Origin of the sequence: Mesonia mobilis DSM 19841, from assembly GCF_000423405.1 — a bacterium.
Taxonomy (GTDB): Bacteria; Bacteroidota; Bacteroidia; order Flavobacteriales; family Flavobacteriaceae; genus Mesonia; species Mesonia mobilis.
Genome location: NZ_AUHX01000011.1, coordinates 1 through 21,494, shown reverse-complemented (window position 1 = coordinate 21,494; position 21,494 = coordinate 1). Strand labels below are relative to the sequence as shown.

The following is a 21,494-nucleotide window of genomic DNA, read 5'->3' as shown; positions in this document are numbered from 1 at the left end:
AGCTGACTTTTTTAAGTATAACTATTTTATTCCGAAAGGCTGCGCAGGTAAATCTTCTATCCATTGATCGCCAAACTTTTCGTTTAAATACTTTACGATCGCTTTATTATGCTGAATTGTTTCCTTCAACGTAAAAGGATCTATCACACAATTTTCTGTACGCATTCCTACTCCATATTTTTCTTTGAAATTTTCAAAATCGATTGGAGTGTTATTTATTCCGTTAAAGATAAAATAAGGCTGATTACTTTTAGCTTTCACATTTTTCATTGAAAAACTATAGCTATTTTTTTCTTTTGAATATTGGAAAGCTTTTCCTTTTTCCTGCAACCTGATCGTTATCTGGTTATTTTTTTGAGAGATTTTTGCCGGATAATACGTGTAAACATCAAATTTAGTGGAGATAAACGAGAAGCGATATTTCCCTTTCTCCGGTAAAGTAATATTGAAATCTTCTTCAGAATTAATTTGAATAGTTTTATTCAATTCGATAATAAAAAATTCACCGGAAGTAAGTCGCTCATCGGTTCTATTTTCAAAAACTACACGAGCTACGATTTCTTTTGCTTGTGAAGAAAAAGAACCAAGAAATACGACTAAAAATAACAGTAAAAGCTTTTTCATAAAATGATCATTTAATAAAAAAGACTGTGAGGAAACTAAAGTGTTGCAAGCTTCGGTTTTAGAAACATCCTTAAACTATTCTTCCGGCGGATAGTTTTCTAAAGCTTTTTCTACAACTTCAGTAAAAAAATACATACGTTCTTCCGGACTGGCGTCTTGATTAAACTGATGCTCTACTACAGCTTGCCAATACAATTCATCATCGGTAGCATTCGTAAATTCTATGGTAATGCTCATATAAAGACGTGAACCACCAACAGGAATACCACCGGAAACGCCACCACCAACGACTCCGCCTCCGCCGCCAACACCTAAACCAATGCTAGAATTACTTTGCTTTTCAAAAACTTCGGTATAAAAATTTATTTTAAAATCGGGTGTTGCTGAAGAGATAAATCCGCGTTTACTCAAACCGGTATTTAAGGCTTGGATCATTCGATCTTCGTCTAATTCATTTAAACCGGTTTCGGTTTCCATTTGATCATAAAAGTTATAGGATTCAAACTGATTAAAATTTGCTTTTTGATCGTAATCGAAGTAAGCTTTGGGTCCGCCACAAGAAGTTAAAAGCAGAATAGAGAATAAAAATATTACAGGTAAAAATCGTTTCATATTATTAGATTTAATCTACTAAAAATAAGAAAAACTATTCTTTCCCAGCGAAATATAACCTAGCGTTAACAAAAAAGCGGAAACCTCAACAGTTTCCGCTTTCATATTTTATTCAATTAAAGTTGAATTTATGCTTCAGGACTTTTATTTAAGATTTTCCAAAGTTGATCTTTCAATTCTTGTAATCCTAATTGCGCCACCGATGAAATAAATACATAAGGAATTTCTTTAAAATCTTCCTGTAATTGTTCATCGAGCTCTGCTTTTAGTTCTTCATCAAGCATATCGGTTTTCGAGATAGCGATCAATCGATCTTTATCTAATAATTCCGGATTGTAGCGACGTAATTCATCTAACAAAATTTCGTATTGTTTCTTTACATCATCGGCATCACACGGAATTAAAAATAATAAAGTTGAATTACGCTCGATATGTCTTAAAAAACGATAACCTAAACCTTTACCTTCTGCAGCTCCTTCAATAATTCCGGGAATATCTGCCACTACAAAACTTTGGTAATCGCGGTATTTTACGATTCCCAAATTTGGTTTTAGCGTAGTAAATTCATAATTCGCAATTTTAGGTTTTGCCGCGGTAATTACCGAAAGTAAAGTCGATTTTCCTGCATTTGGGAAACCTACCAGACCAACGTCTGCCAAAACTTTTAGTTCTAAGGTAATATTGCGTTCTTGCCCATCGATACCGGGTTGCGAATAACGTGGCGTTTGATTGGTAGACGATTTAAAATGCCAGTTACCTCGACCGCCCATTCCGCCTTCAGCGATGATAATTTCTTCGTTGTGGTCGGTTACTTCATCGATAATTTCTTCGGTATCGGTATCACGAATCACGGTTCCTAAAGGTACTTCAATATACACATCTTCTCCATCGGCTCCCGTACTTCGTTGTTTACTACCATTACCTCCGTGACCGGCTTTAATGTGACGCTTAAAACTGAACTCGATAAGCGTCCATAAATTTTCATTTCCACGAATAATTACGTGACCACCACGACCACCATCACCACCATCGGGACCGCCTTTTTCAATATATTTTTCTCGGTGCAAATGCGAAGAACCACTCCCGCCTTTACCCGAAGAAACGTGAAGTTTTACGTAGTCTATAAAATTTCCTTCTTTCATATTCCTGGTCCACTTTTGTGGAAATTTTTAAAATTCTTCTTGCTAAAAACAGCTTATAATTGATCGATCACTTGGCTTAAACGTTGTGTGATCTCGTCGATACTCCCAACACCATCTACACCAAAATATTTGTCTTGCTTTTTGTAGTAATTTTTTAGAATCGCAGTTTCATCGTAATAAACTTTGATACGATTTCTAATCACCTCTTCATCGGCATCATCGGCACGACCAGAAGTTTTACCGCGTTCTAATAAACGTTTTACCAACACCTCATCTTCTACTTCTAAAGCGATCATGGCATTAACAGCATCGTTTTTGCTTTCTAATAATTTATCTAAAGCACCGGCTTGAGCTTCGGTACGTGGGAAACCATCAAAAATAATTCCTTTAGCTTCCGGATGTTTATCAACCTCTGCGTTTAACATATTAATGGTAACCTCATCGGGCACTAACTGACCTTTATCGATATACGATTTTGCGGTTTTACCAAGTTCTGTTTCGTTTTTAATATTGTAACGAAAAACATCTCCGGTAGAGATGTGTACCAATTCGTATTTCTTTTTTAAAATATCTGCCTGTGTTCCTTTTCCGGCTCCCGGAGGGCCAAACAATACGATGTTTGTCATTTAGATTTATTTTAGTTGATATATTTCTGGTAAATTTCTTCCTAAACCGTCATAATCTAAGCCATAACCTACAATAAACTTATTTGGTATTTCTAACCCAATATAATCTATTTTATGCGATTTTTTATAAGCTTCAGGTTTATAGCAAAGTGTAGCGATACGATAACTTGCGACTTCTTCTGTTTCTAAAATTTTTATAATTTCTGAAATGGTATTGCCGGTATCGACAATATCTTCGACCACGATCACGTGTTTCCCTTTTAGATTATTTACGCCAATTAAATTTTGAATCGTTCCTGTAGACGTAGTGCCTTCGTAAGATTTTAGCTTGGTAAATTCTACCTCGCAATCGCCGTTAAATTGTTGTGTTAAAGCTGCTGTAAATTGGTAAGCTCCATTTAAAACTCCTAAAAATACTGGTGTTTTTTCGTGATAATCTGCGCTAATTTGTTGCGCTAGTTGAGCAATACGTTCTTCAATTTCTGCTGAAGTAATAAAAGGGACAAAAGTTAAATCGTGTAACTGAAGCATGCTTAGTTGAGTTTTCACTCGGTTTTGTGCAAAGATAAGGATTACAGAGAGAAAGCCTATTTTTTCGTGTAATCTCTTAAAAAGATTTATTTTTGCCGAAACAAGTTGCGTTAGGGATTGAGGCATTTGTTTAAGCTCTTTTGTTTTGTTGTTCTAGCAAAGCTGAAAAACAAAACAAAAAGCGAGTGCCGAAAGCCCGACCCGATAGGGAAACGCCCACATTTTGACTCCGCTCCATGTGATAGTCGAAAAAATTAAATGATAAACCAGAAACCTTCAACATAATAAAAATGCATAACTATTTTTCTTCAGATTTTAAGCTTGGTATTCTTGGCGGCGGCCAGTTGGGTAAAATGATGTTGTACGACACGCGTAAATACGACATCCAGACATATGTGCTTGACGCCAGCCCCGAAGCGCCATGTAAAATTGCTTGCGATGTTTTTGAGCAAGGCGATTTAATGGATTTTGATACCGTGGTGAATTTTGGTCGAAAAGTAGATGTACTTACGTTCGAGATCGAATTGGTGAATGTCGATGCCTTAGAGCAATTAGAAAGTGAAGGCAAAAAGGTATATCCTTCTTCGGCTACGTTGAGAAAAATTCAGGATAAAGGTGTGCAAAAACAATTTTATGCTGAAAAAGGAATCCCAACAGCCGATTTTACGGTATATACTGAAAAAGATGAATTAACCGAAGCTTTGGTGCGAAAAGAATGGGATTACCCGTTTGTATGGAAAAGTTGTACCGGTGGTTACGACGGGAAAGGCGTTTCTGTGATTAGAGATGAAGAAGATTTAATTCCGTTACCGGAAGGTGCTTGCTTAGCCGAAAAAATGATTCCGTTTAAAAATGAATTAGCGGTGATCGTTGCCAGAAATGTTTCGGGTGAAGTAAAAACTTATCCGGTAGTCGAGATGGAATTTCATCCTGAAGCCAACCAAGTGGAATATGTGATTTGCCCGGCAAGAATAGAAGATCACGTTGCAGAAAAAGCCAGAGCTGTTGCTAAAAAAGTTTCAGAAAGTTTTGAGCACGTAGGTTTATTGGCGGTAGAAATGTTCCAAACCGAAGATGATGAGATTTTAGTGAACGAAGTGGCGCCAAGACCTCACAATAGCGGTCATTATAGTATTGAAGCGAGTTTCACCAATCAGTTTGAGCAACACCTGCGCGCGATTTTAGATCTGCCTTTAGGAGAAACAGAAAGTAAAGTTGGTGGCGTGATGGTAAATTTAGTTGGTGATGAAAATCACGAAGGCCAAGTACATTACCAAAACATCGGAAAGATTATGCAAATGCCCGGCGTAACACCACATATTTATGGTAAAAAACAAACGAGACCTTTTAGAAAAATGGGACACGTGACCATCGTAAATAAAGATTTAGGGGAAGCTCGAAGAATTGCAGAAGAAGTGAAGAAAGAAATTAAAGTAATAAGTAGAGGTTAGAGGTTAGAGGTTAGAGGTTAGAGGTTAGAGGTTAGAGGTTAGAAAGTTGAAAAAATCTAATTCATTTATTTTCTAAAAAGTAATTTCTTTGTCAACAACTCAAAAAAAAATCCTTCCCTTTTTAAGGGAAGGTGCCGAAGGCGGAAGGGTTTAAAATAAAAATTAATAAAAGCAGAAGGCAAATTTTAAATAGCCAAAAGCAAAAAAATAAAAATATGAGTAAAGTAGGAATTATAATGGGAAGCACGAGTGATCTTCCTGTGATGCAAGAAGCCATCGATATTTTAAAAGGTTTTGATATTGAGGTAGAAGTCGATATTGTCTCGGCACACAGAACTCCGGAAAAACTATTCGATTACGGAAAAAACGCTCACGAACGTGGTTTTAACGTTATTATCGCCGGTGCCGGCGGTGCAGCTCACCTTCCTGGGATGATCGCTTCTCTTTCTCCGTTACCTGTGATTGGTGTTCCTGTAAAATCGAGAAACTCGATCGATGGTTGGGATTCTGTGCTTTCTATTTTACAAATGCCGGGCGGTGTTCCGGTAGCAACCGTAGCTTTAGACGGAGCCAAAAATGCCGGAATTTTAGCAGCTCAAATTATTGGCGCAGCAGATAAATGTGTGCTTGACAAAATTTTAGTGTACAAAGAAGGCCTTAAACAAAAAGTGATTAAAGGCGCTGAGGAAGTTAAAAAGAAGTAGGTAGGAAAAATTACATTTCGTCACCCTGAACTTGATTCAGGGTCTCATCTTATTTTTTCCACCTAACATGAGATTCCGGATCAAGTCCGGAATGAAGAAAGTATCACGCTCTATTAATTTCAGAAAAACAACGTTAGTTTTTCTCATAAATCCAAAAACCTTCTCTATTAGAGAAGGTTTTTTTATTTCAATTTGTTCAACATTCAAAGATTTTTTGCATATTTATAGAAGTTATTTACTCAACCTCTACTATGCTCAAAACTTACTTACCACTCGCTCTAACTTTTATATTTTTTCTCCCGTTAACCGCGCAAGATCTTTCAGGTTCACTTTTTAGTAAAGAAACCAACGAAAGCATTCCTTACGCTTCTGTAGAAATTGGGAAAAACTACGGTGTCATCACTAATAACGAAGGTGAATTTCAAATTAACGTCGATCGTTTTACCGAGAAGGATTCGCTTCGTTTTTCATCGTTAGGTTATCAATCGACGCGAATTGCTTTAAAAGATTTTGTACAAGACACGATCATTTATTTAAAAGAAGATGTAAGTGAATTAGAAGATGTTTATTTGATCAACAAAAAACTTTCTCCGCAAGAAATTATGGCAAAGGTGAATGAAAATCTTGCCAAAAATTATAACTACAGCTTGCGCCAATACGACCTGTTTATTAGAAATGAAAGTGACAATGAAATTCTCGATGCCGAATTCGAAATTAACAAAGCCACTTTTTTAGAGAAAAAAGTCACTAAAAAATTTAATACTGAATTAGAAGAATTACTAAAAACGACCAAGAATGTTACTTCAAAATCGTATTCAGAAAAATTTATTCGTGTTTCGTTAGGCGAAAAAATAGACAGTCTAAAAGTCGATATTCAAAAAGCTACCGTTTTAAAAGACACCACCCAATCGAGTGATGTAGAAAGTTTTTCTTCAGAAGTCATGAAAAAAATAGGTCAGAATCTTAACAGTGAAAATACTTTTAAAGTAAAAAGCGGAATTTTACCGATAGACGATTCTCTAAAAGTCGGTAAGAAATTTAAAGTTCAAACCAAAAAAAGTGATTCTATTTACACCAAGAATCTCAAAGAAAGTTATGTAGATTATTTTAAGTACAACGATAAATTAAATTTGGGAAAATTTGATTTTGTAAGAGAGTACGAAGATTATGCTTATACCATTGAAGACATTACCGGTTTTAACGGAGAAATGGTTTATATTTTATCGTTTGAACCCGATCGTGGTCGCGCCGATTATCTAGGAAAACTTTACGTTTCTGCTGAAAGTTTTGCGATAATTAAAGCCGAATATCATTTAGAAGAAGGCGAAAAAGCTTCCGGAATTAATATGAAATTCTTATTAGGGATCAAAGCTGAACAAACTAAAGACACCGGCTTAATCATTTTCAAAAAGAATGAAAATAACACCTACGATCCTGTTTATGCTAAAAGTAAAACCAACCAATATATTTACTTTAATCGTAGTTTTAAATTCAAAGAAAATACTGAAGATCGTTCTAAGCGAATCAAATTCAAATTTGATATGCTTGTCGAAAATCAATCAAACATGAATACCGAGATTTTGTTTGTGAACTCTTCGCCGGTAACTTCAGAACAATTTAATAGTATCGAAGAAAATAAAGGTAAAAAGCTAGATTACATTCGCAAATACGATGCTTCAGTTTGGGAAGGTTACAATATTATTTCTCCCGATCGAGAATTGGAAGAGTTTGAATTGTAAACTCTTTTTTGACTAAAAATTAAGACCTCAACTCTCCTACTCTTTGTATCTTTACGTTTGTACAGAAAAATAAATTATGAGTCAGGAAAACCCGTTATTGGAGCCTTTTGATGCTGCTCCATTTTCTAAAATAAAAAATGAACATTTTAAACCGGCTTTTCAAGAAGCCATTGCCAAAGCAAAAGCAGAAATCGATAGCATTACTTCTAATGAAGAAGCGCCAACTTTCGAAAATACTTTAGAAGCGTTAGAATTTGCAGGTGAAACCTTAAGTCGAGTTTCGAGCATATTTTTCAATTTAAATTCGGCAGAAACCAATGAAGAAATTCAGAAAATCGCACAAGAAGTTTCTCCTTGGTTAAGTGAATTCAGTAATGATCTTACCTTAAATGAAGAATTATTTAAACGTGTAAAAAGCGTTTACGAGCAAAAAGACAGCTTAGAACTGAGTGTAGAACAAAAAACACTGCTCGATAAACATTACAAAAGTTTCACGAGAAACGGGGCTAATTTACCGGAAGAAAAAAAAGAGCAACTTCGAGAAATCGACAAAGATCTTTCTAAACTTTCACTTTCGTTTGGTGAAAATGTGTTAGCAGAAACCAATCGTTACGAACTTCATATTGAAGATGAAAAAGATTTAAAAGGCTTACCGGAAAGCGAATTAGAAAACGCTAATTTATTAGCCAAAGCTAAAGGAAAGAACGGCTATATTTTTACACTTCAATACCCGAGTTATATTCCGTTTATGAAGTATGCAGAAAATCGAGAACTGCGTAAAAAACTTTCGATTGCTTTTGGAGCGAAAGGTTTTCAGAATGATGAATACGATAATCAAGAAAATGTATTGAAGATTGCTAAACTTCGTCACCAGCGGGCTAATTTATTAGGTTTTCAAACCCACGCACATTTCATTTTAGAAGAGCGAATGGCAAAAAGCCCTGAAAAAGTAAATGATTTTTTAAATGAAATGCTCGAAAAAGCAAAACCTGCGGCTGAAAAAGAGTTTCAAGAATTAGAACAATTTGCAAAAGAATTAGACGATATCGACCATTTAGAAAAATGGGACAGCGCTTATTATGCTGAAAAGTTGAAGCAAAAGCGTTTTCAGCTAGACGACGAACAATTGAAGCCTTATTTTAAACTCGATAATGTAATTCACGGAGTTTTTACGGTAGCCAAAAAATTATACGATCTTCATTTTAAAGAAGTATTTGACATAGATAAATACCACGAAGAAGTAAAAACTTACGAGGTTTATGATGGTGATCATAACTTTATGGCTCTTTTTTATGCCGATTTTCATCCGAGAGAAGGCAAAAGAAATGGCGCTTGGATGACGATTTACAAAGACCAAAAAGTGAAAGACGGTAAAAATGAGCGTCCGCATGTTTCTAACGTTTGTAATTTTACGCGACCAACTTCTAAAAAACCATCCTTACTTACATTTAATGAAGTAACCACGTTATTTCACGAGTTTGGTCACGCTTTACACGGGATGCTGGCTAACTCAACTTACCCGAGTTTATCGGGAGCTTCAGTCTATTGGGATTTTGTTGAATTACCAAGCCAGGTGTTAGAAAACTGGTGTTACGAGCCGGAAGCTTTAGAACTATTTGCTCGCCATTATGAAACCGATGAAGTGATCCCGATGGAAATGATCGAGAAGATTAAAAAATCGGCCAACTTTCACGAAGGGATGCAAAACGTTCGCCAGCTAAGTTTTGGGATGTTAGATATGGCTTGGCACGCCGTCGATCCTTCAGCAATCAATTCTGTAAAAGAAAATGAATTAAAAGCTTTTGAAGCGACAAAACTATATCCTGATGTTGCTGAAAATTGTATGAGTACTTCGTTCTCTCATATTTTTCAAGGAGGTTATTCGGCAGGTTATTATTCTTATAAATGGGCAGAAGTATTGGATGCCGATGCGTTTGCATATTTTCAGGAAGAAGGAATTTTTAATAAAACAGTAGCTGATAAATTTAAAGATAACATTCTTAGTAAAGGCGGCACGGAAGACCCGATGGTTTTATATAAACGTTTCCGTGGAAAAGAGCCAAACCCTGAAGCTTTATTGAAACGCGCAGGATTGATTTAGTCGATTTAAATAAATTTGACATCATTGCCAAGTTTTGGTATATTAGAACAAACTATCATTTTAACAATGGAAAAGAATACGTCTATTACGTTAGGAAGCTATTTTGAAGAATTTATTAAAGAAGAAGTAAATTCTGGAAGGTATAACTCAGTTAGTGAAGTTATAAGATCTGCTCTAAGGCTTTTAGAACAAGAAGAAAGAAAAGAAAAAGAATTAATAAAAGCATTAGTAGTTGGAGAACAAAGCGGATTTGTAGACGATTTTGACCCTACAGAAAACTTAAAAAAACTTCATCAAGAGCATTTATGAATTCTACCAAATATCGTATAAGTCGTCAAGCGATAAAAGATTTAAATAATATTTGGTTATATACTTTTAAGAAATGGTCAAAAGAACAAGCAGACCATTATTACGATTTAATAATTAATGAAATTAGATTTATAGCTGATAATTTCTTTACCGGTAAATCGGTAGAGCAAACAAGGAAAAATTATCGAGTAACTAAAATTAAATCGCATCTTATATTTTACCGAAAAGTTGAAAATGATACGATAGAAATTGTTAGAATTCTTCATCAACGAATGGATATTAAAAAAAGACTGAAATAGAAATTATATACTAAATAAAAATCCCGAACAATTCTATTCGGGATTTTTATTTGTTTGTTCGTCATCCTGAACTTGATTCAGGATCTCATCATATCTATCAATAAATTATTCTTTAATCCATTTAACGATTTTCTCATCGGTTGGTAAAGTTCTGGGATCGATCACATTTACTACTTTCCCTTCTTCACTAATTAAATATTTCTGAAAATTCCAAGCTACTTCAGAATCGGCAAAACCATTTTTAGATTTTTGAGTGAGAAATTCATATAACTCGTGCATATCTTCTCCCTTTACCGAGATTTTACTCATCATCGGGAAAGTAACTCCGTAATTGCGTTCGCAAAACTGAGCGATCTCTTCATCACTTCCCGGCTCCTGACTTGCAAAATTATTGGCAGGAAAACCAATGATCACAAAGTTTTGATCTTGGTAAGCTTTGTAAATCGCTTCTAATTGCTCGTATTGTGGGGTTAAACCGCATTTACTCGCGGTGTTCACAATCATCACTTTTTTCCCTTTTAAAGAAGCTAGATCGAAAGTATTTCCTTCAATATCTTCAACTTTAAATTGATAAATTGTGTTTTCCATTTGTTTTTGGTTTTGTGCTTGCGTTAAAAATCCTATGAACATCAAGCAAATCAATATTCCTTTTTTCATCATTTCTATTTTACTTTCCCCGGGTTTTTTTTTACAAACGAAGCCCAACCCGAATAACTTTTACCGGTTTCTACTCGACTCGAATTATAAAAATGGCAAACTGCCGCTGCCAAACCATCGGTAGAATCTAAGTTTTTCGGTAAACTTTTCAACTTCAACGTGCTTTGCAGCATTCTTGCCACTTGTTCTTTACTGGCATTCCCGTTACCGGTAATCGCCATTTTAATTTTTTTAGGTGAATATTCTGTCACCGGAACTTCTCTACTCAAACCGGCAGCCATTGCCACACCTTGTGCTCTTCCTAACTTTAGCATCGATTGTACGTTTTTACCAAAAAACGGAGCTTCGATCGCGATTTCGTCGGGATGATAAGCGTCGATCAAATCGATCGTTCGTTCAAAAATCAGCTTGAGTTTTACGTAATGGTCGTCATATTTTTTCAGCATCAATTCGTTGAGTTGCATAAATTCCATCTGCTTACCTACCACTTTTATAAGTCCAAAACCCATTATGGTAGTTCCCGGATCGATGCCTAAAATTATTTTTTCTGTTTTCAATCTAAATATTTGTTTCTTTGTGTATGCGCTGGCTTCCCTACAAATCTAAGCAATTGTTTTTACTACTTTTAAAAGTAGCCTTGCTTTCTGCCATTTGTTTTTTTATTTATCATAAACTCACCGCAAACCAAGAGCTAAGCTGGATAAATTTCAGAGATCAACTTCAAAGCATTTCTTGGAAAGAATTTATTGTTCTATTCATTTTTACCGTGCTTAATTGGAGTTTAGAAATCTTTAAATGGAAAAAATTAACCCAGAAAATAAGTTCAATTTCTTTTCAGGAAAGTGCATTTCAACTATTAATTGCGCACGCAGTTGCTATTCTCACGCCAAATCGAATTGGGGAATATGGAGCGAAACCAATGTTCTTCCATAAAAAATATTGGAAAAAAATTGTGCTTTATAATTTCTTCGGAAATATGAGTCAGCTATTCGCAACGGTCATTTTTGGAATCATCGGAATTACTTTTTTATTAAATAATTCTGCTTTTAAATTCAATTTTATTTCCCTTCAACAAGTATTAATTACAGTAGGAATAATTCTAATTGTTCTTTTTTTTCTGTGGAAATTGGTTTGGTTCCAACAACAATTCAATAAACTTAAAAAAGCTTTTCTTCAGTTTTCGGTTATTCAACAAATTGAAATTTTAGAGTTATCGATAGGTAGATATTTGATATTTAGTCATCAATTTTACTTTTTATTGGTCTTGCTGAATGTCGATATTTCTTACTTCGATGCGATGAGTTGCATTTTTAGCATGTACTTTTTAGCGTCGATTTTACCGAGTGTATTTTTGTTAGATGCGGTAATAAAAGGCGGAGTTGCAGTTTGGCTTTTTTCCTTTTTTCAGGTAGAAGCTTTACCGGTCTTGGCAATTTCTTTAACGATGTGGTTGTTAAATTTCGCATTACTCGGAGTGATTGGCAGTTTACTGTGGTTTAAATTTCAGCCTCGATTCGATTTGAAATTTTCAACGCTATGGAAATAATTTTTTCGATGTTCGTATCGGCTAGTTACGCAACACTTATGTTGTGGTTACTCTACGGAATTTTCAAATTAAAACCTTTTCCACTTCAGGACGAAGAACAAAAAACCAGCTTTACGATTTGCATACCGTTTAGAAATGAAGCTGAAAATTTACCGCGACTTATAGCAAGTCTAAAAAAAATTGAATATCCTGCTGAGCTTTTTGAGATCATCTTTATTAATGACTGTTCTGAAGATCATTCAGAAGCGATCGTAGAAGAATTTATTCAGCAATATTCAGAATTTTCTATTCAGCTTTTAGAGAATTCAACAAAAGCAATTTCTCCAAAAAAAGAAGCGCTGAGTAAGGCGATTAAAGCTTCTACTAAAAAATATATTGTAACGACCGATGCCGATTGTATAGTTCCTGAAAAATGGTTGCAATATTTTAATGCGATGGTAATACAAGAACAATCAGATTTTATCGCCGGTCCGGTAAGTTATCTTTCAAAAAAATCATTTCTAGATAAATTTCAGTCTCTAGATTTTTTAAGTCTGCAAGCCGCGACCTTAGGAGGTTTTGGGAATAAAAAACCTTTTTTATGTAATGGCGCTAATCTTTGTTTTAGAAAAAAAACATTTATAGAACTCAGTGGTTTTGAGAACGATAAAATTGCCAGTGGCGATGATATTTTTATGCTCGAAAAAATGAAATTTGCTCAAAAGAAAATTGATTATTTATCGCATCACGAAGCGCAAGTAAAAACGCTTCCGCCGCAAAACTTAAAAGCACTTTTTCAACAACGAGTGCGTTGGGCTGCAAAAACTTCAGCTTACAAAAATCCTACAAGTTTACTTACTGCGATCGTCGTATTTTTGGCAAATCTGGGTTTTATTATCTTCGCCTTAGGAGCGATTTTAAAACTTATAACTTGGCAGGCGTTTCTAATTTTGTTCGTTGTTAAATTCAACATCGATTTTTTAATTCTTTACAATACAGCGGCATTTTACCAGAATTTACATTTGCTAAAAAACTATGTCATCATCGCTTTCTTACATCCTATATTCGTGACAAGTACCGCTATACAGTCTTTCTTAACTTCTTACGAATGGAAAGGAAGAACATACCATAAATAAACTATTGATTTTAAAGACGTATCGCTCGGCGATTTTTAAAAAATGCTTACTTTTACTTCAGAAAAAATATACCCATGAAACGATATTTACTGATTATTTGCATTGCTTTTTTGAGCTTATCTACATTTGCTCAAGAAAATTATACCATCGATGGTGAAAATTTATCACTTTACACCGCCGTTGAAGGAGATGTGACTTTGCTTTGGAATACAATCGATAACCAATACCGATATTTTGTGGTTAAAGATGGCGAAACCTACGAGTTAACTAATACGCGTTTTGGAGAAAAAAATCGCTTTCAGGCTCAGTATAAAGAAACTCTAGCGCAAGTAACTCCAGAAACAGAAATTGCAACCGATAAAGTAAAGTTAACTTTAAGCAGTTTAAGAAAATATATTAACGAACATAATGCTGCTGTCGATCAAGATTTTGTGGCTGAAGACGATGCTGTTAAACCGGAAGCTCGTTTTGGTATTTTTGGCGGAATAACTAATGCTGTTTATTCACCCAACCCAACTAACGAAACTACCGCAGTTGCAGGAATCGAATTAGAATTATACAGCAGTAAAAAGTTCGATAGACATTCTATTTTCACGCAAGTGAGACACGTTTTTGAAAAAGATGATTACGAATACAACTACACTGGTCTTACTTTTAACTACCGTTTTAAAGTGATCAATGCAGAATGGTTTCATTTTTATCTTGAAGCTGAAGCGATTGAACTTTATTATACTGAAGAGCCACGTTATATTTACGATGCAGATTCTAATGAGATTACCGATGTTGAGCGAAGAGACGATTTTTCTTTAGATCTACCGTTAAGTCTTGGAGCGGGAGTTGCCATTCGAATTGGTAAAGAGACTTTCTTTACGTTAAGTTATAATGATTTTGTGTCTTTAGGAAAAGATAATAACGGTGAATTCCCTATCGATTTTACCGCCGGATTAAAATTTAATCTCTAAACTTATTCTGAAGCAATTACCAAGGGTAATTTAAACGAAGTTTTTACAGGAATACCTCGCTTTCTAGCGGGGTATATTTTTGGCATTTTTTGAATTGATTCTTGCAACCAAGATTGCATTTGAGGCATTTTTTCTTCAATTAAAGCGGAAGTTTCTAAGGAATCTAAACTTGGCTTTCCGGTTGCGTTGATTGAAATATACAATAGCATTTTCTCTTGGATCGAATCTGATAAAATCACTTTTTTCTGCTGAAGAGATTCGTGAAGTTGTAAGGCAAATTGCTGCTCGAAACAAGATTTTTTTGCTTGCGTTTCAGAAAGATTTTCGCAAGCTTCAAAAGCAGGATAAACCTCTACTTCTTGCCAATTCAATTCTTTTAATTCTTCTTCAACTAAGTCTTCAGAAGAGATTTTTTTGGTTTCAAAGTTTTGGCATCCAAAACATAAAAGTAACAGCAAAAGGTAACTATACTTCATAAAAGTAAAATTAAGTATTCTTTACAAAGCAAACTTCGTATTTCACCTTAATTTTAATAACAAGCTTATAAACATTTAGTTTTTGGCGAGATGCTGCTGTTCTTTTAAATCACTTAACCGGTTTTTAGCTAAATACAAGTAATACTTCGCTTTAGGTTCATTTTGAAATTTGCGCACAAAAAGCTGGTAATAATTAATTCTTGTAACTAAATCTTTATAGTAATTATCGGCACAAACCGCTAACTCGTATTGCGCCCTGTAATTTTGAGAATTTTCTTCTAACGCAGTTTTAAAATTTTCGATCGCTTTTTTAAATTGCTCTTGCTTTTGTAAACTAATCGCATAAGTAGTATAAAACTCATCTACCGGTTGATCTGCCAATAAAACCGCCACTTTTAAAAACTCTGTGGCTTCCTGGTAGCGTTCTAATTCATTTAAGCTTTTACCTGCAAACAAAAATGCCTGTATATGATTTTTTTCTAGCTGAATTACTTTTACAAATTGCTCGTAAGCTTTTTCATATTTTTTTAAATTGAAATAACACGAACCTAAATTAAAATGAATAAATACCGATTTTTGATTGAATTCTATTAACTGTTCAAATCTATTTTTAGCGGAAACTAGATTTTTTAGAGCCACCGCATTTTGAGCCAGAAGACTAATCATCCTTGTATTTTCAGGATAACTTAGCAAAGCTTTTTCACCTAATTCTTCTACTTTTTGATAATTTTTCTTTCGGTAATGATGCTTAGCAACTTCATATAAGGTTTTTTGATGATTTTCATTTAACTCCAAAACTTTTTGAAAATCCTGAATCGCCGTGGTATCATCCAGCTGTTCTTTAGCCAAACCTAAACGATAATAAAAATCGGGATTTTTAGGGTAATCCTCTACAAGCTTTTTAAAAACACTATCGGCAATTTGATAGTTTCTACTTTGATAATACAATTTACCTAAATTGCTTTTCGCGATAATTAATTTTTGATCTAGCTGAATTGCCTTTTCATAATTATTAATCGCTAAACCAATATTTCCGGTGGCTTGGTAAGCTTGGGCAATTTTCTGATAGGTTACCGCGGAAGTTGAAGAAGAATTTTGATAAAGCTCGATCGCATTTTGATAATTCCCGATAGCATATAAACTATCTGCAAGCGGTAAAGCCGAAGTTTGTGCTTCGGCTTTCCATAAAAATAAAACTAATATGCTTAAAAATAGTTTATTCACTTACTTGAAAAATGATGGGTAAACTGTATAAAACGCCAACAGGCTTTCCGTCGTTTTTTCCCGGTTTCATTTTGGGTAATAGCGCTACCACACGTTTCCCTTCTTCAACTAATTCTGGTGAAGATGCTCTCGCTTGAATATTATCGATATTCCCGTCTTTGGTGATCACAAAACGCACATAAATTCTGTTTGTCCCTTTTTCAGCATAAGGTTTTACTGCATTGGTATCGAAATTTTTATTCACAAAGTTTGTGATTTGCTCACTCATACATTTTTTTGCGGCTGCATTATCTAAATTCTCACAACCGGGATAAGTAGGTACTGTTTCAATCGCTGTAAAAGGAACTCCTTCTGTTGAAGTATTTTCTTTTTTGGACTGACTTTTTCGGTAAGCTACATAGTCTTCGTAGGATTGAGCCCAAGCCTTTTGCATCATTTCTTGGTGATTACTTTCGTTTTCTTCAGTCCAAGTTCCTTCTGCTAATTTTCTTTCTTTATTACTTTGAAACATCCATTCTGAAAATACACGCATTCTATAAAATGCTTCTTTAGATATGATATGCTTATCTTTCTCGATCATAAAAGATTCAGAAATTTCAAAAAATGATTTTCCGTTTTCCTCCATTTGTTTAAGTTCACTTTCTAATTGATTCACAAGTTCAGCATCTTCTTGAGATAAAGCTTCAGGTGGCGCCGGTGGTGTCGGTGGAGTTGGCACTTCCATATTTTCATTTTCCCCATCTATTAAATTTGTAGTATCTGAACACGACACATACGTAAGCATCGCAAAGATTAATGGGATCAGAATTAAAAATTTGAATTTAGCGGCTCTTGCCGATTTTGATTTTTGTAACATAAGAATTCGTGTTTTGATTAATGAATGATTAAAAAATTGATTGATGAATGATATTTGTTCGCTCCCAAAAGCTACCTTAAGTAAACTTTCGTAATACGATTTTTTGTCTGAATTTTTAGTCGCTTCTGCATCGGCGATGTATTCGTGTATATTGGTGATTTGCTTTTGATAGATATACACCACCGGATTAAACCAAATAGCGATTTTTAAAATTTCAAAAAACAACAAGTCTAAACTATGGTATTGTTGCGCGTGGACTTGCTCGTGTTTTAAAATTTGGGCTTTTTCGGTTTCCGCTAGATCACTTCCTAAATAAATAGTTTTAAAGAAAGTACAAGCCATCGAGCTGTTTTCAACTTCAACAAGTTTTAAATCGTTTAGGTAAGAGACTTTACCTTGCTTTCTGATTTGTTGAAACTGAAAAATCTTTTTAATCAATAATAAAAGACTGATCAACACTCCTAAACCATAAGCCAACCACCAAGCATACTTCTCGAAAAAACCTATAGAATTAGTTAAGTTGGTGACAGTTTTATTAGGAATTTCTTTAATCACAGGATCACCAATAAACACAGCCGGCAATTGAACCAGTTGTTGTGCTTCTACCGCATAACTTTCTAATACATTAAAACTTAAAAATGGCAGTAATGCTGAAATGATAGGCGTAAGCAACAAGTACCAACGGTTGTAAGTAAAAAAGGTTTCTTTCTTTAAAAACAGCTCGTAAACTCCCCAAAATAGAAGTAAAAAAACACTTAACTGTAGGATATAGGTCACCATTACTTTTTGTTTTTATTAATTTCTGAAAGTACTTCTTCTAATTCTCGAATGCTTAGATCATTTTTCTTCACAAAGAAAGAAAGCATACTTTTTACGGAGCCGTCGAAATAATTATTCAGCAGTTTGGTCATCGAGAATTTACTGTAACTGTCTTTTTCTATTAACGGATAGTAAATATGACCTCTTCCCTCTTTTCGAAATCCTACAAAACCTTTATTTTCTAGAATTCTAACAATCGTTGAAACCGTATTATAAGCAGGTTTTGGTTCTGGCATTTCTTCTATTAATGTCGCTACATTTGCTTCGTTAAGCTGCCAGAGCAATTGCATGATTTCTTCTTCGGCTTTGGTAAGTTCTTTCATTTTTTCAACTAATTATTTAGTTCTACTATATCAAATATAACTAAAAGTTTAGTTTAAACTAATATTTTAGTTGTTAAAATTTAAATTTGTGTATTTTAGAGATAAAATTGAATAATGGATTTACTCTTAGTTATTATCGGCTTCTTATTGTGTATCGTAGGGATTATTGGAAGCCTTTTACCCATATTACCGGGACCGCCAATAAGTTGGTTAGGTTTATTACTACTCTATTTCGTGGATGAGATGGAGTGGAATTACTGGCTATTGGGCGGTACACTTTTTATAGCCATACTCATTTTTATTTTAGATTATATTATTCCCGCAGCCGGGACCAAAAAATATGGAGGTAGTAAAGCCGGAGCCATTGGTACCACAGTAGGGTTAATCGTAGGAATTTTTATTCCAATTCCGCTAGGCTTTTTAATTGGTCCGTTTGTAGGTGCTTTTATCGGAGAGTTTATATTTAACAAAAGCAGCTCTAAAATTGCATTAAGAGCTGCTTTTGGTTCTTTTATGGGCTTCTTAGCTTCAACTTTTATGAAGTTTTTTGTTGCCGTTATTTATTTAGGTGTTTTTGTGTATTTATGCTTTCAACACCAAGATATTTTATTTTAAAGCCATTCAACCTTAGCTTCAATTGAAGTACGTTCCCCTTGTAATTCGGTTTCATCATGATTTCCCATATAAAAAAAACCTAAACATTTTTCACCTTCTTTAAGGCTGAAAAATTCATCCATATATTTAATTAATCCAGGTGAAGACCAATACGCTCCAATGCCGTAGTGACTTGCAGTTAACCACATATTTTGAACAGCCATTGCTACTGCAGCAATTTCTTCCCATTCAGGTAAATTTTCTTTAGGATCGCGCTGCATACAAATAGCGATCACACAACTTGCTTTGGAAGGATTGGTTTGAAGTTTTTTGTATTTGAAGTCTGAAGGTTTTTCAGCAGTTTCTTTATATTTATCTGCTAAGAACTGACCTAAATGTTCTAATTTTTTACCTTGCATGACCTTAAAACGCCAAGGTTCTGTTTTTTTATGGGTTGGCGCCCAATTAGCCGTTTCAAGAATTTTTTCAATGGTTTCTCTGCTAATTTCTTCTGAATTATATTGAACAGGAAATACCGATCTCCTATTTTTTATTATTTCTTCAATCATAAGTTTTTATTTAAATAATTTCTGAATCACTTGAGCAATCCTTTCTCGATCTTCATCGGTTAAATTTGATCCCGAAGGTAAACATAATCCATCTTTAAATAGATCTTCTGCAACAGTTCCGCCAAAATAAAGTGCATCTTTAAATACGGGTTGCAAATGCATAGGTTTCCAAAGCGGTCTAGATTCAATATTTTCTTCTTCAAACGCTAAACGAAGATCTTCTCGATTAATTTGATTTTTAGTTTTGGTTGAATCGACTAAAATTGCACTTAACCAATGATTAGAAAAGTAATCACTATTGGGTTCTTTAAAAACGGTAATTCCATCAATATCCTTAAATAAACCTTGATAAAAAGCATTCATTTGTCTTCTTAAAGCAATATGTTGATCTAAAACTTCCATTTGTCCGCGACCAATTCCTGCAGAAATGTTACTCAGACGATAATTATAACCGATTTCTGAATGTTGATAATGCGGAGCATTATCTCTAGCTTGTGTTGCATAAAAAACAACTTTCTTTTGAGCTTCTTCTGAAGGACAAATTAAAGCTCCACCTCCGCTTGTGGTAATTATTTTATTTCCATTGAAAGATAAAACCCCATAATCTCCAAAAGTTCCGCATTTTTGATCTTTATAAGTCGATCCTAAAGCTTCAGCGGCATCTTCTATTAAAGGAACTTCATACTTTTTACAAACTGCTTTTATTTCATCTAATTTAGCGGGCATTCCATATAAATGAACACAGATCACAGCTTTCGCTTTTCTGCCTTGATCAATAGAATAGTTAATTGCTTTTTCTAATGCAACCGGACACATATTCCAGGTTTGAGGTTCACTATCGGTAAAAATTGGTTGTGCGCCGGCATATTTTATAGGATTAGCAGACGCTGAAAAGGTCATACTCTGGCAAATCACAAAATCATCACGATTTACACCTAGCATTAAAAGACTTAAGTGAAGTGCTGCAGTACCACTGGAAAGTGCTGCTATAAATTTATCTTTATTTAAATATTGTTGGATTGAATTTTCAAAACCAACCACATTCGGACCTAAAGGAGCGATCCAATTATTCTCAAATGCTGAATTAATATAATTCAGTTCTGTACCTCCCATATGAGGAGACGATAACCAGATTTTATTGTTTTTCATAAATCATATTTATCTCGAAAAAGGTAAAAATATAGTTTTAAAAATTAACTTTAAATCTAACTGAAAAGAAATATGATTTAAATACCATAAGTTTAATTCTATTTTCTTCGGAAAAATAACTTCATCATTATAGCGTTTAGGATCATCCACATTCGCTAAAACTTCTTCTTCATTGTAATATGCTAAAGATGCACATCCGGTGAGGCCAGGTTTTAATTTTAATATCTTTCTACTATCTCCTTCTAAACAATCATAGTAACCGGGAATATCTGGTCTCGGACCAACTACAGACATTTCTCCTCTCAATATATTGAACAATTGCGGAAGTTCATCTAATTTAAATTTTCTAAATATTTCGGTAAGCTTAGTTTTATATCCCAAGTGAGAGATCGTTTTGAACTTAAAAATGATAAAAGATTTTCCATTTTTACCAATACGTTCTTGTAAAAAAATAGGATGCTCAGTTAAATGTATAGATAGAATTATACCCAATATCAATAATAATGGTGAAATTAGAAGTAACATTACTAACGCTACAAAAAAATCAAAAAGGGGTTTAAAAAACTTTAAATACAACCTAATAAATGAATTTTAAAAGATTTTAAAGTTAGTTAAATTCTCAGAATGAAAAATTGAAATAAGAATTTTAAGAAAACTATAAGAATTTTCGAAGTAATAGCTTAGCCAGTTTATATTTAAGAATAAATAAATATTTATTTTATGAAGATTCCAAAATTATAAGATAATTTATTTCTATAGCGTTACTCTTTGGGTCGTGCTATCGCAACTCACTTTTTATGTTTTGATTAAAAATAAAAGGGCTTAAACAGATAGCTTGTTTTGAGCGTAGTCGAAAAGCGCTATCCCTAACGTTGGGGTCAGTTTCTTGATTTTTGGTTATAAAAAAAGCCCTTTATCTTATGATAAAGGGCTTTTATAAAGAAGGCGGCGACATACTCTCCCACAGTTAGCAGTACCATCTGCGCTAACGAGCTTAACTTCTCTGTTCGGAATGGGAAGAGGTGAGCCTCGTTGCTATAACCACCTTAAATCGTCGGTTTGATCT

General features: G+C 34.3%; 24 protein-coding genes and 1 rRNA gene. 10 read left to right on the top strand and 15 right to left on the bottom strand.

The annotated features are described in order from the left end of the window. Positions 1 to 21 precede the first annotated feature (21 nt). From G551_RS0109195 to hpt, 5 genes are all read right to left on the bottom strand, one after another. Entirely contained in the window at positions 22 to 624 is a 603-nt protein-coding gene (locus G551_RS0109195) for an FEKKY domain-containing protein (RefSeq protein ID WP_027885304.1), read from the bottom strand. Positions 625 to 699: 75 nt separating this feature from the next. Next, positions 700 to 1,236: a DUF4136 domain-containing protein gene (locus G551_RS0109190; RefSeq protein WP_036243612.1), complete on the bottom strand. Its 537-nt coding sequence runs from the start codon at positions 1,234 to 1,236 to the stop codon at positions 700 to 702. Between the two features lie 128 nt (positions 1,237 to 1,364). Then, positions 1,365 to 2,378, bottom strand: a complete 1,014-nt coding sequence (gene obgE / locus G551_RS0109185) for a GTPase ObgE (RefSeq protein ID WP_027885302.1) — start codon at positions 2,376 to 2,378, stop codon at positions 1,365 to 1,367. Positions 2,379 to 2,431: 53 nt separating this feature from the next. Next, the gene (locus G551_RS16905; protein WP_027885301.1) at positions 2,432 to 3,004 is read right to left on the bottom strand and encodes an adenylate kinase; all 573 of its coding nucleotides are present in this window, start codon (positions 3,002 to 3,004) and stop codon (positions 2,432 to 2,434) included. 6 nt (positions 3,005 to 3,010) lie between these two features. Beyond that, the gene (hpt, locus tag G551_RS16900; RefSeq protein WP_308426758.1) at positions 3,011 to 3,553 is read right to left on the bottom strand and encodes a hypoxanthine phosphoribosyltransferase; all 543 of its coding nucleotides are present in this window, start codon (positions 3,551 to 3,553) and stop codon (positions 3,011 to 3,013) included. Between the two features lie 272 nt (positions 3,554 to 3,825). On the opposite strand from hpt, the gene G551_RS0109170 reads away from it, so the two are divergent. From G551_RS0109170 to G551_RS0109140, 6 genes are all read left to right on the top strand, one after another. Then, the gene (locus tag G551_RS0109170) at positions 3,826 to 4,986 is read left to right on the top strand and encodes a 5-(carboxyamino)imidazole ribonucleotide synthase (protein ID WP_027885299.1); all 1,161 of its coding nucleotides are present in this window, start codon (positions 3,826 to 3,828) and stop codon (positions 4,984 to 4,986) included. Positions 4,987 to 5,201: 215 nt separating this feature from the next. Then, the gene (purE, locus tag G551_RS0109165) at positions 5,202 to 5,690 is read left to right on the top strand and encodes a 5-(carboxyamino)imidazole ribonucleotide mutase (RefSeq protein ID WP_027885298.1); all 489 of its coding nucleotides are present in this window, start codon (positions 5,202 to 5,204) and stop codon (positions 5,688 to 5,690) included. 251 nt (positions 5,691 to 5,941) lie between these two features. Continuing rightward, entirely contained in the window at positions 5,942 to 7,429 is a 1,488-nt protein-coding gene (locus G551_RS0109155) for a carboxypeptidase-like regulatory domain-containing protein (RefSeq protein WP_027885297.1), read from the top strand. Positions 7,430 to 7,505: 76 nt separating this feature from the next. Then, positions 7,506 to 9,530 (top strand): M3 family metallopeptidase, encoded by a 2,025-nt coding sequence (locus tag G551_RS0109150; protein ID WP_027885296.1) that lies wholly within the window; start codon positions 7,506 to 7,508, stop codon positions 9,528 to 9,530. Positions 9,531 to 9,596: 66 nt separating this feature from the next. Then, complete coding sequence (locus tag G551_RS0109145) at positions 9,597 to 9,839, top strand: type II toxin-antitoxin system ParD family antitoxin (protein WP_027885295.1); 243 nt, start codon at positions 9,597 to 9,599, stop codon at positions 9,837 to 9,839. After that, positions 9,836 to 10,138, top strand: a complete 303-nt coding sequence (locus tag G551_RS0109140; RefSeq protein ID WP_027885294.1) for a type II toxin-antitoxin system RelE/ParE family toxin — start codon at positions 9,836 to 9,838, stop codon at positions 10,136 to 10,138. The genes G551_RS0109145 and G551_RS0109140 overlap by 4 nt, the downstream gene beginning before the upstream one ends. A 105-nt stretch (positions 10,139 to 10,243) precedes the next feature. Here the strand turns inward: G551_RS0109140 and G551_RS0109135 are convergent, their stop codons facing one another. Both G551_RS0109135 and ruvC read right to left on the bottom strand, forming a co-directional pair. After that, positions 10,244 to 10,795: a glutathione peroxidase gene (locus tag G551_RS0109135; protein ID WP_027885293.1), complete on the bottom strand. Its 552-nt coding sequence runs from the start codon at positions 10,793 to 10,795 to the stop codon at positions 10,244 to 10,246. A gap of 5 nt (positions 10,796 to 10,800) precedes the next feature. After that, complete coding sequence (gene ruvC, locus G551_RS0109130; protein WP_027885292.1) at positions 10,801 to 11,352, bottom strand: crossover junction endodeoxyribonuclease RuvC; 552 nt, start codon at positions 11,350 to 11,352, stop codon at positions 10,801 to 10,803. A 23-nt stretch (positions 11,353 to 11,375) separates the two neighbouring features. On the opposite strand from ruvC, the gene G551_RS15630 reads away from it, so the two are divergent. From G551_RS15630 to G551_RS0109115, 3 genes are all read left to right on the top strand, one after another. Further along, positions 11,376 to 12,341 (top strand): hypothetical protein, encoded by a 966-nt coding sequence (locus tag G551_RS15630; protein WP_051191348.1) that lies wholly within the window; start codon positions 11,376 to 11,378, stop codon positions 12,339 to 12,341. Further along, complete coding sequence (locus G551_RS0109120; protein WP_027885291.1) at positions 12,332 to 13,456, top strand: glycosyltransferase family 2 protein; 1,125 nt, start codon at positions 12,332 to 12,334, stop codon at positions 13,454 to 13,456. The genes G551_RS15630 and G551_RS0109120 overlap by 10 nt, the downstream gene beginning before the upstream one ends. Before the next feature lie 74 nt (positions 13,457 to 13,530). Continuing rightward, positions 13,531 to 14,418 (top strand): hypothetical protein, encoded by an 888-nt coding sequence (locus tag G551_RS0109115; RefSeq protein ID WP_027885290.1) that lies wholly within the window; start codon positions 13,531 to 13,533, stop codon positions 14,416 to 14,418. 2 nt (positions 14,419 to 14,420) lie between these two features. On the opposite strand, the gene G551_RS0109110 is transcribed toward G551_RS0109115, so the two are convergent. From G551_RS0109110 to G551_RS0109095, 4 genes are all read right to left on the bottom strand, one after another. Further along, positions 14,421 to 14,894, bottom strand: a complete 474-nt coding sequence (locus G551_RS0109110) for a hypothetical protein (RefSeq protein WP_027885289.1) — start codon at positions 14,892 to 14,894, stop codon at positions 14,421 to 14,423. 75 nt (positions 14,895 to 14,969) lie between these two features. Further along, complete coding sequence (locus G551_RS0109105; protein WP_027885288.1) at positions 14,970 to 16,118, bottom strand: tetratricopeptide repeat protein; 1,149 nt, start codon at positions 16,116 to 16,118, stop codon at positions 14,970 to 14,972. After that, entirely contained in the window at positions 16,111 to 17,754 is a 1,644-nt protein-coding gene (locus G551_RS0109100) for a M56 family metallopeptidase (RefSeq protein WP_027885287.1), read from the bottom strand. The genes G551_RS0109105 and G551_RS0109100 overlap by 8 nt, the downstream gene beginning before the upstream one ends. Further along, positions 17,754 to 18,116, bottom strand: a complete 363-nt coding sequence (locus G551_RS0109095; protein ID WP_027885286.1) for a BlaI/MecI/CopY family transcriptional regulator — start codon at positions 18,114 to 18,116, stop codon at positions 17,754 to 17,756. Before G551_RS0109095 ends, G551_RS0109100 begins: the two co-directional genes overlap by 1 nt. A gap of 114 nt (positions 18,117 to 18,230) precedes the next feature. Here G551_RS0109095 and G551_RS0109090 point away from each other — a divergent pair, with 114 nt between their 5' ends. Then, on the top strand, positions 18,231 to 18,731 hold the full coding sequence (locus G551_RS0109090) for a DUF456 domain-containing protein (protein WP_027885285.1): 501 nt from the start codon (positions 18,231 to 18,233) through the stop codon (positions 18,729 to 18,731). Here G551_RS0109090 and G551_RS0109085 read toward each other — a convergent pair. The 4 genes from G551_RS0109085 to rrf all read right to left on the bottom strand — a co-directional run bounded on the left by G551_RS0109085 (position 18,728) and on the right by rrf (position 21,477). Further along, the gene (locus G551_RS0109085; protein WP_027885284.1) at positions 18,728 to 19,279 is read right to left on the bottom strand and encodes a nitroreductase family protein; all 552 of its coding nucleotides are present in this window, start codon (positions 19,277 to 19,279) and stop codon (positions 18,728 to 18,730) included. The two genes, G551_RS0109090 and G551_RS0109085, sit on opposite strands and share 4 nt — an antisense overlap. A gap of 6 nt (positions 19,280 to 19,285) precedes the next feature. Further along, complete coding sequence (locus G551_RS0109080; RefSeq protein ID WP_027885283.1) at positions 19,286 to 20,428, bottom strand: DegT/DnrJ/EryC1/StrS family aminotransferase; 1,143 nt, start codon at positions 20,426 to 20,428, stop codon at positions 19,286 to 19,288. Between the two features lie 9 nt (positions 20,429 to 20,437). Continuing rightward, positions 20,438 to 21,004: a sugar transferase gene (locus G551_RS0109075; protein WP_027885282.1), complete on the bottom strand. Its 567-nt coding sequence runs from the start codon at positions 21,002 to 21,004 to the stop codon at positions 20,438 to 20,440. Positions 21,005 to 21,368: 364 nt separating this feature from the next. Next, positions 21,369 to 21,477, bottom strand: a 5S ribosomal RNA gene (gene rrf / locus G551_RS0109070). Positions 21,478 to 21,494 lie beyond the last annotated feature (17 nt).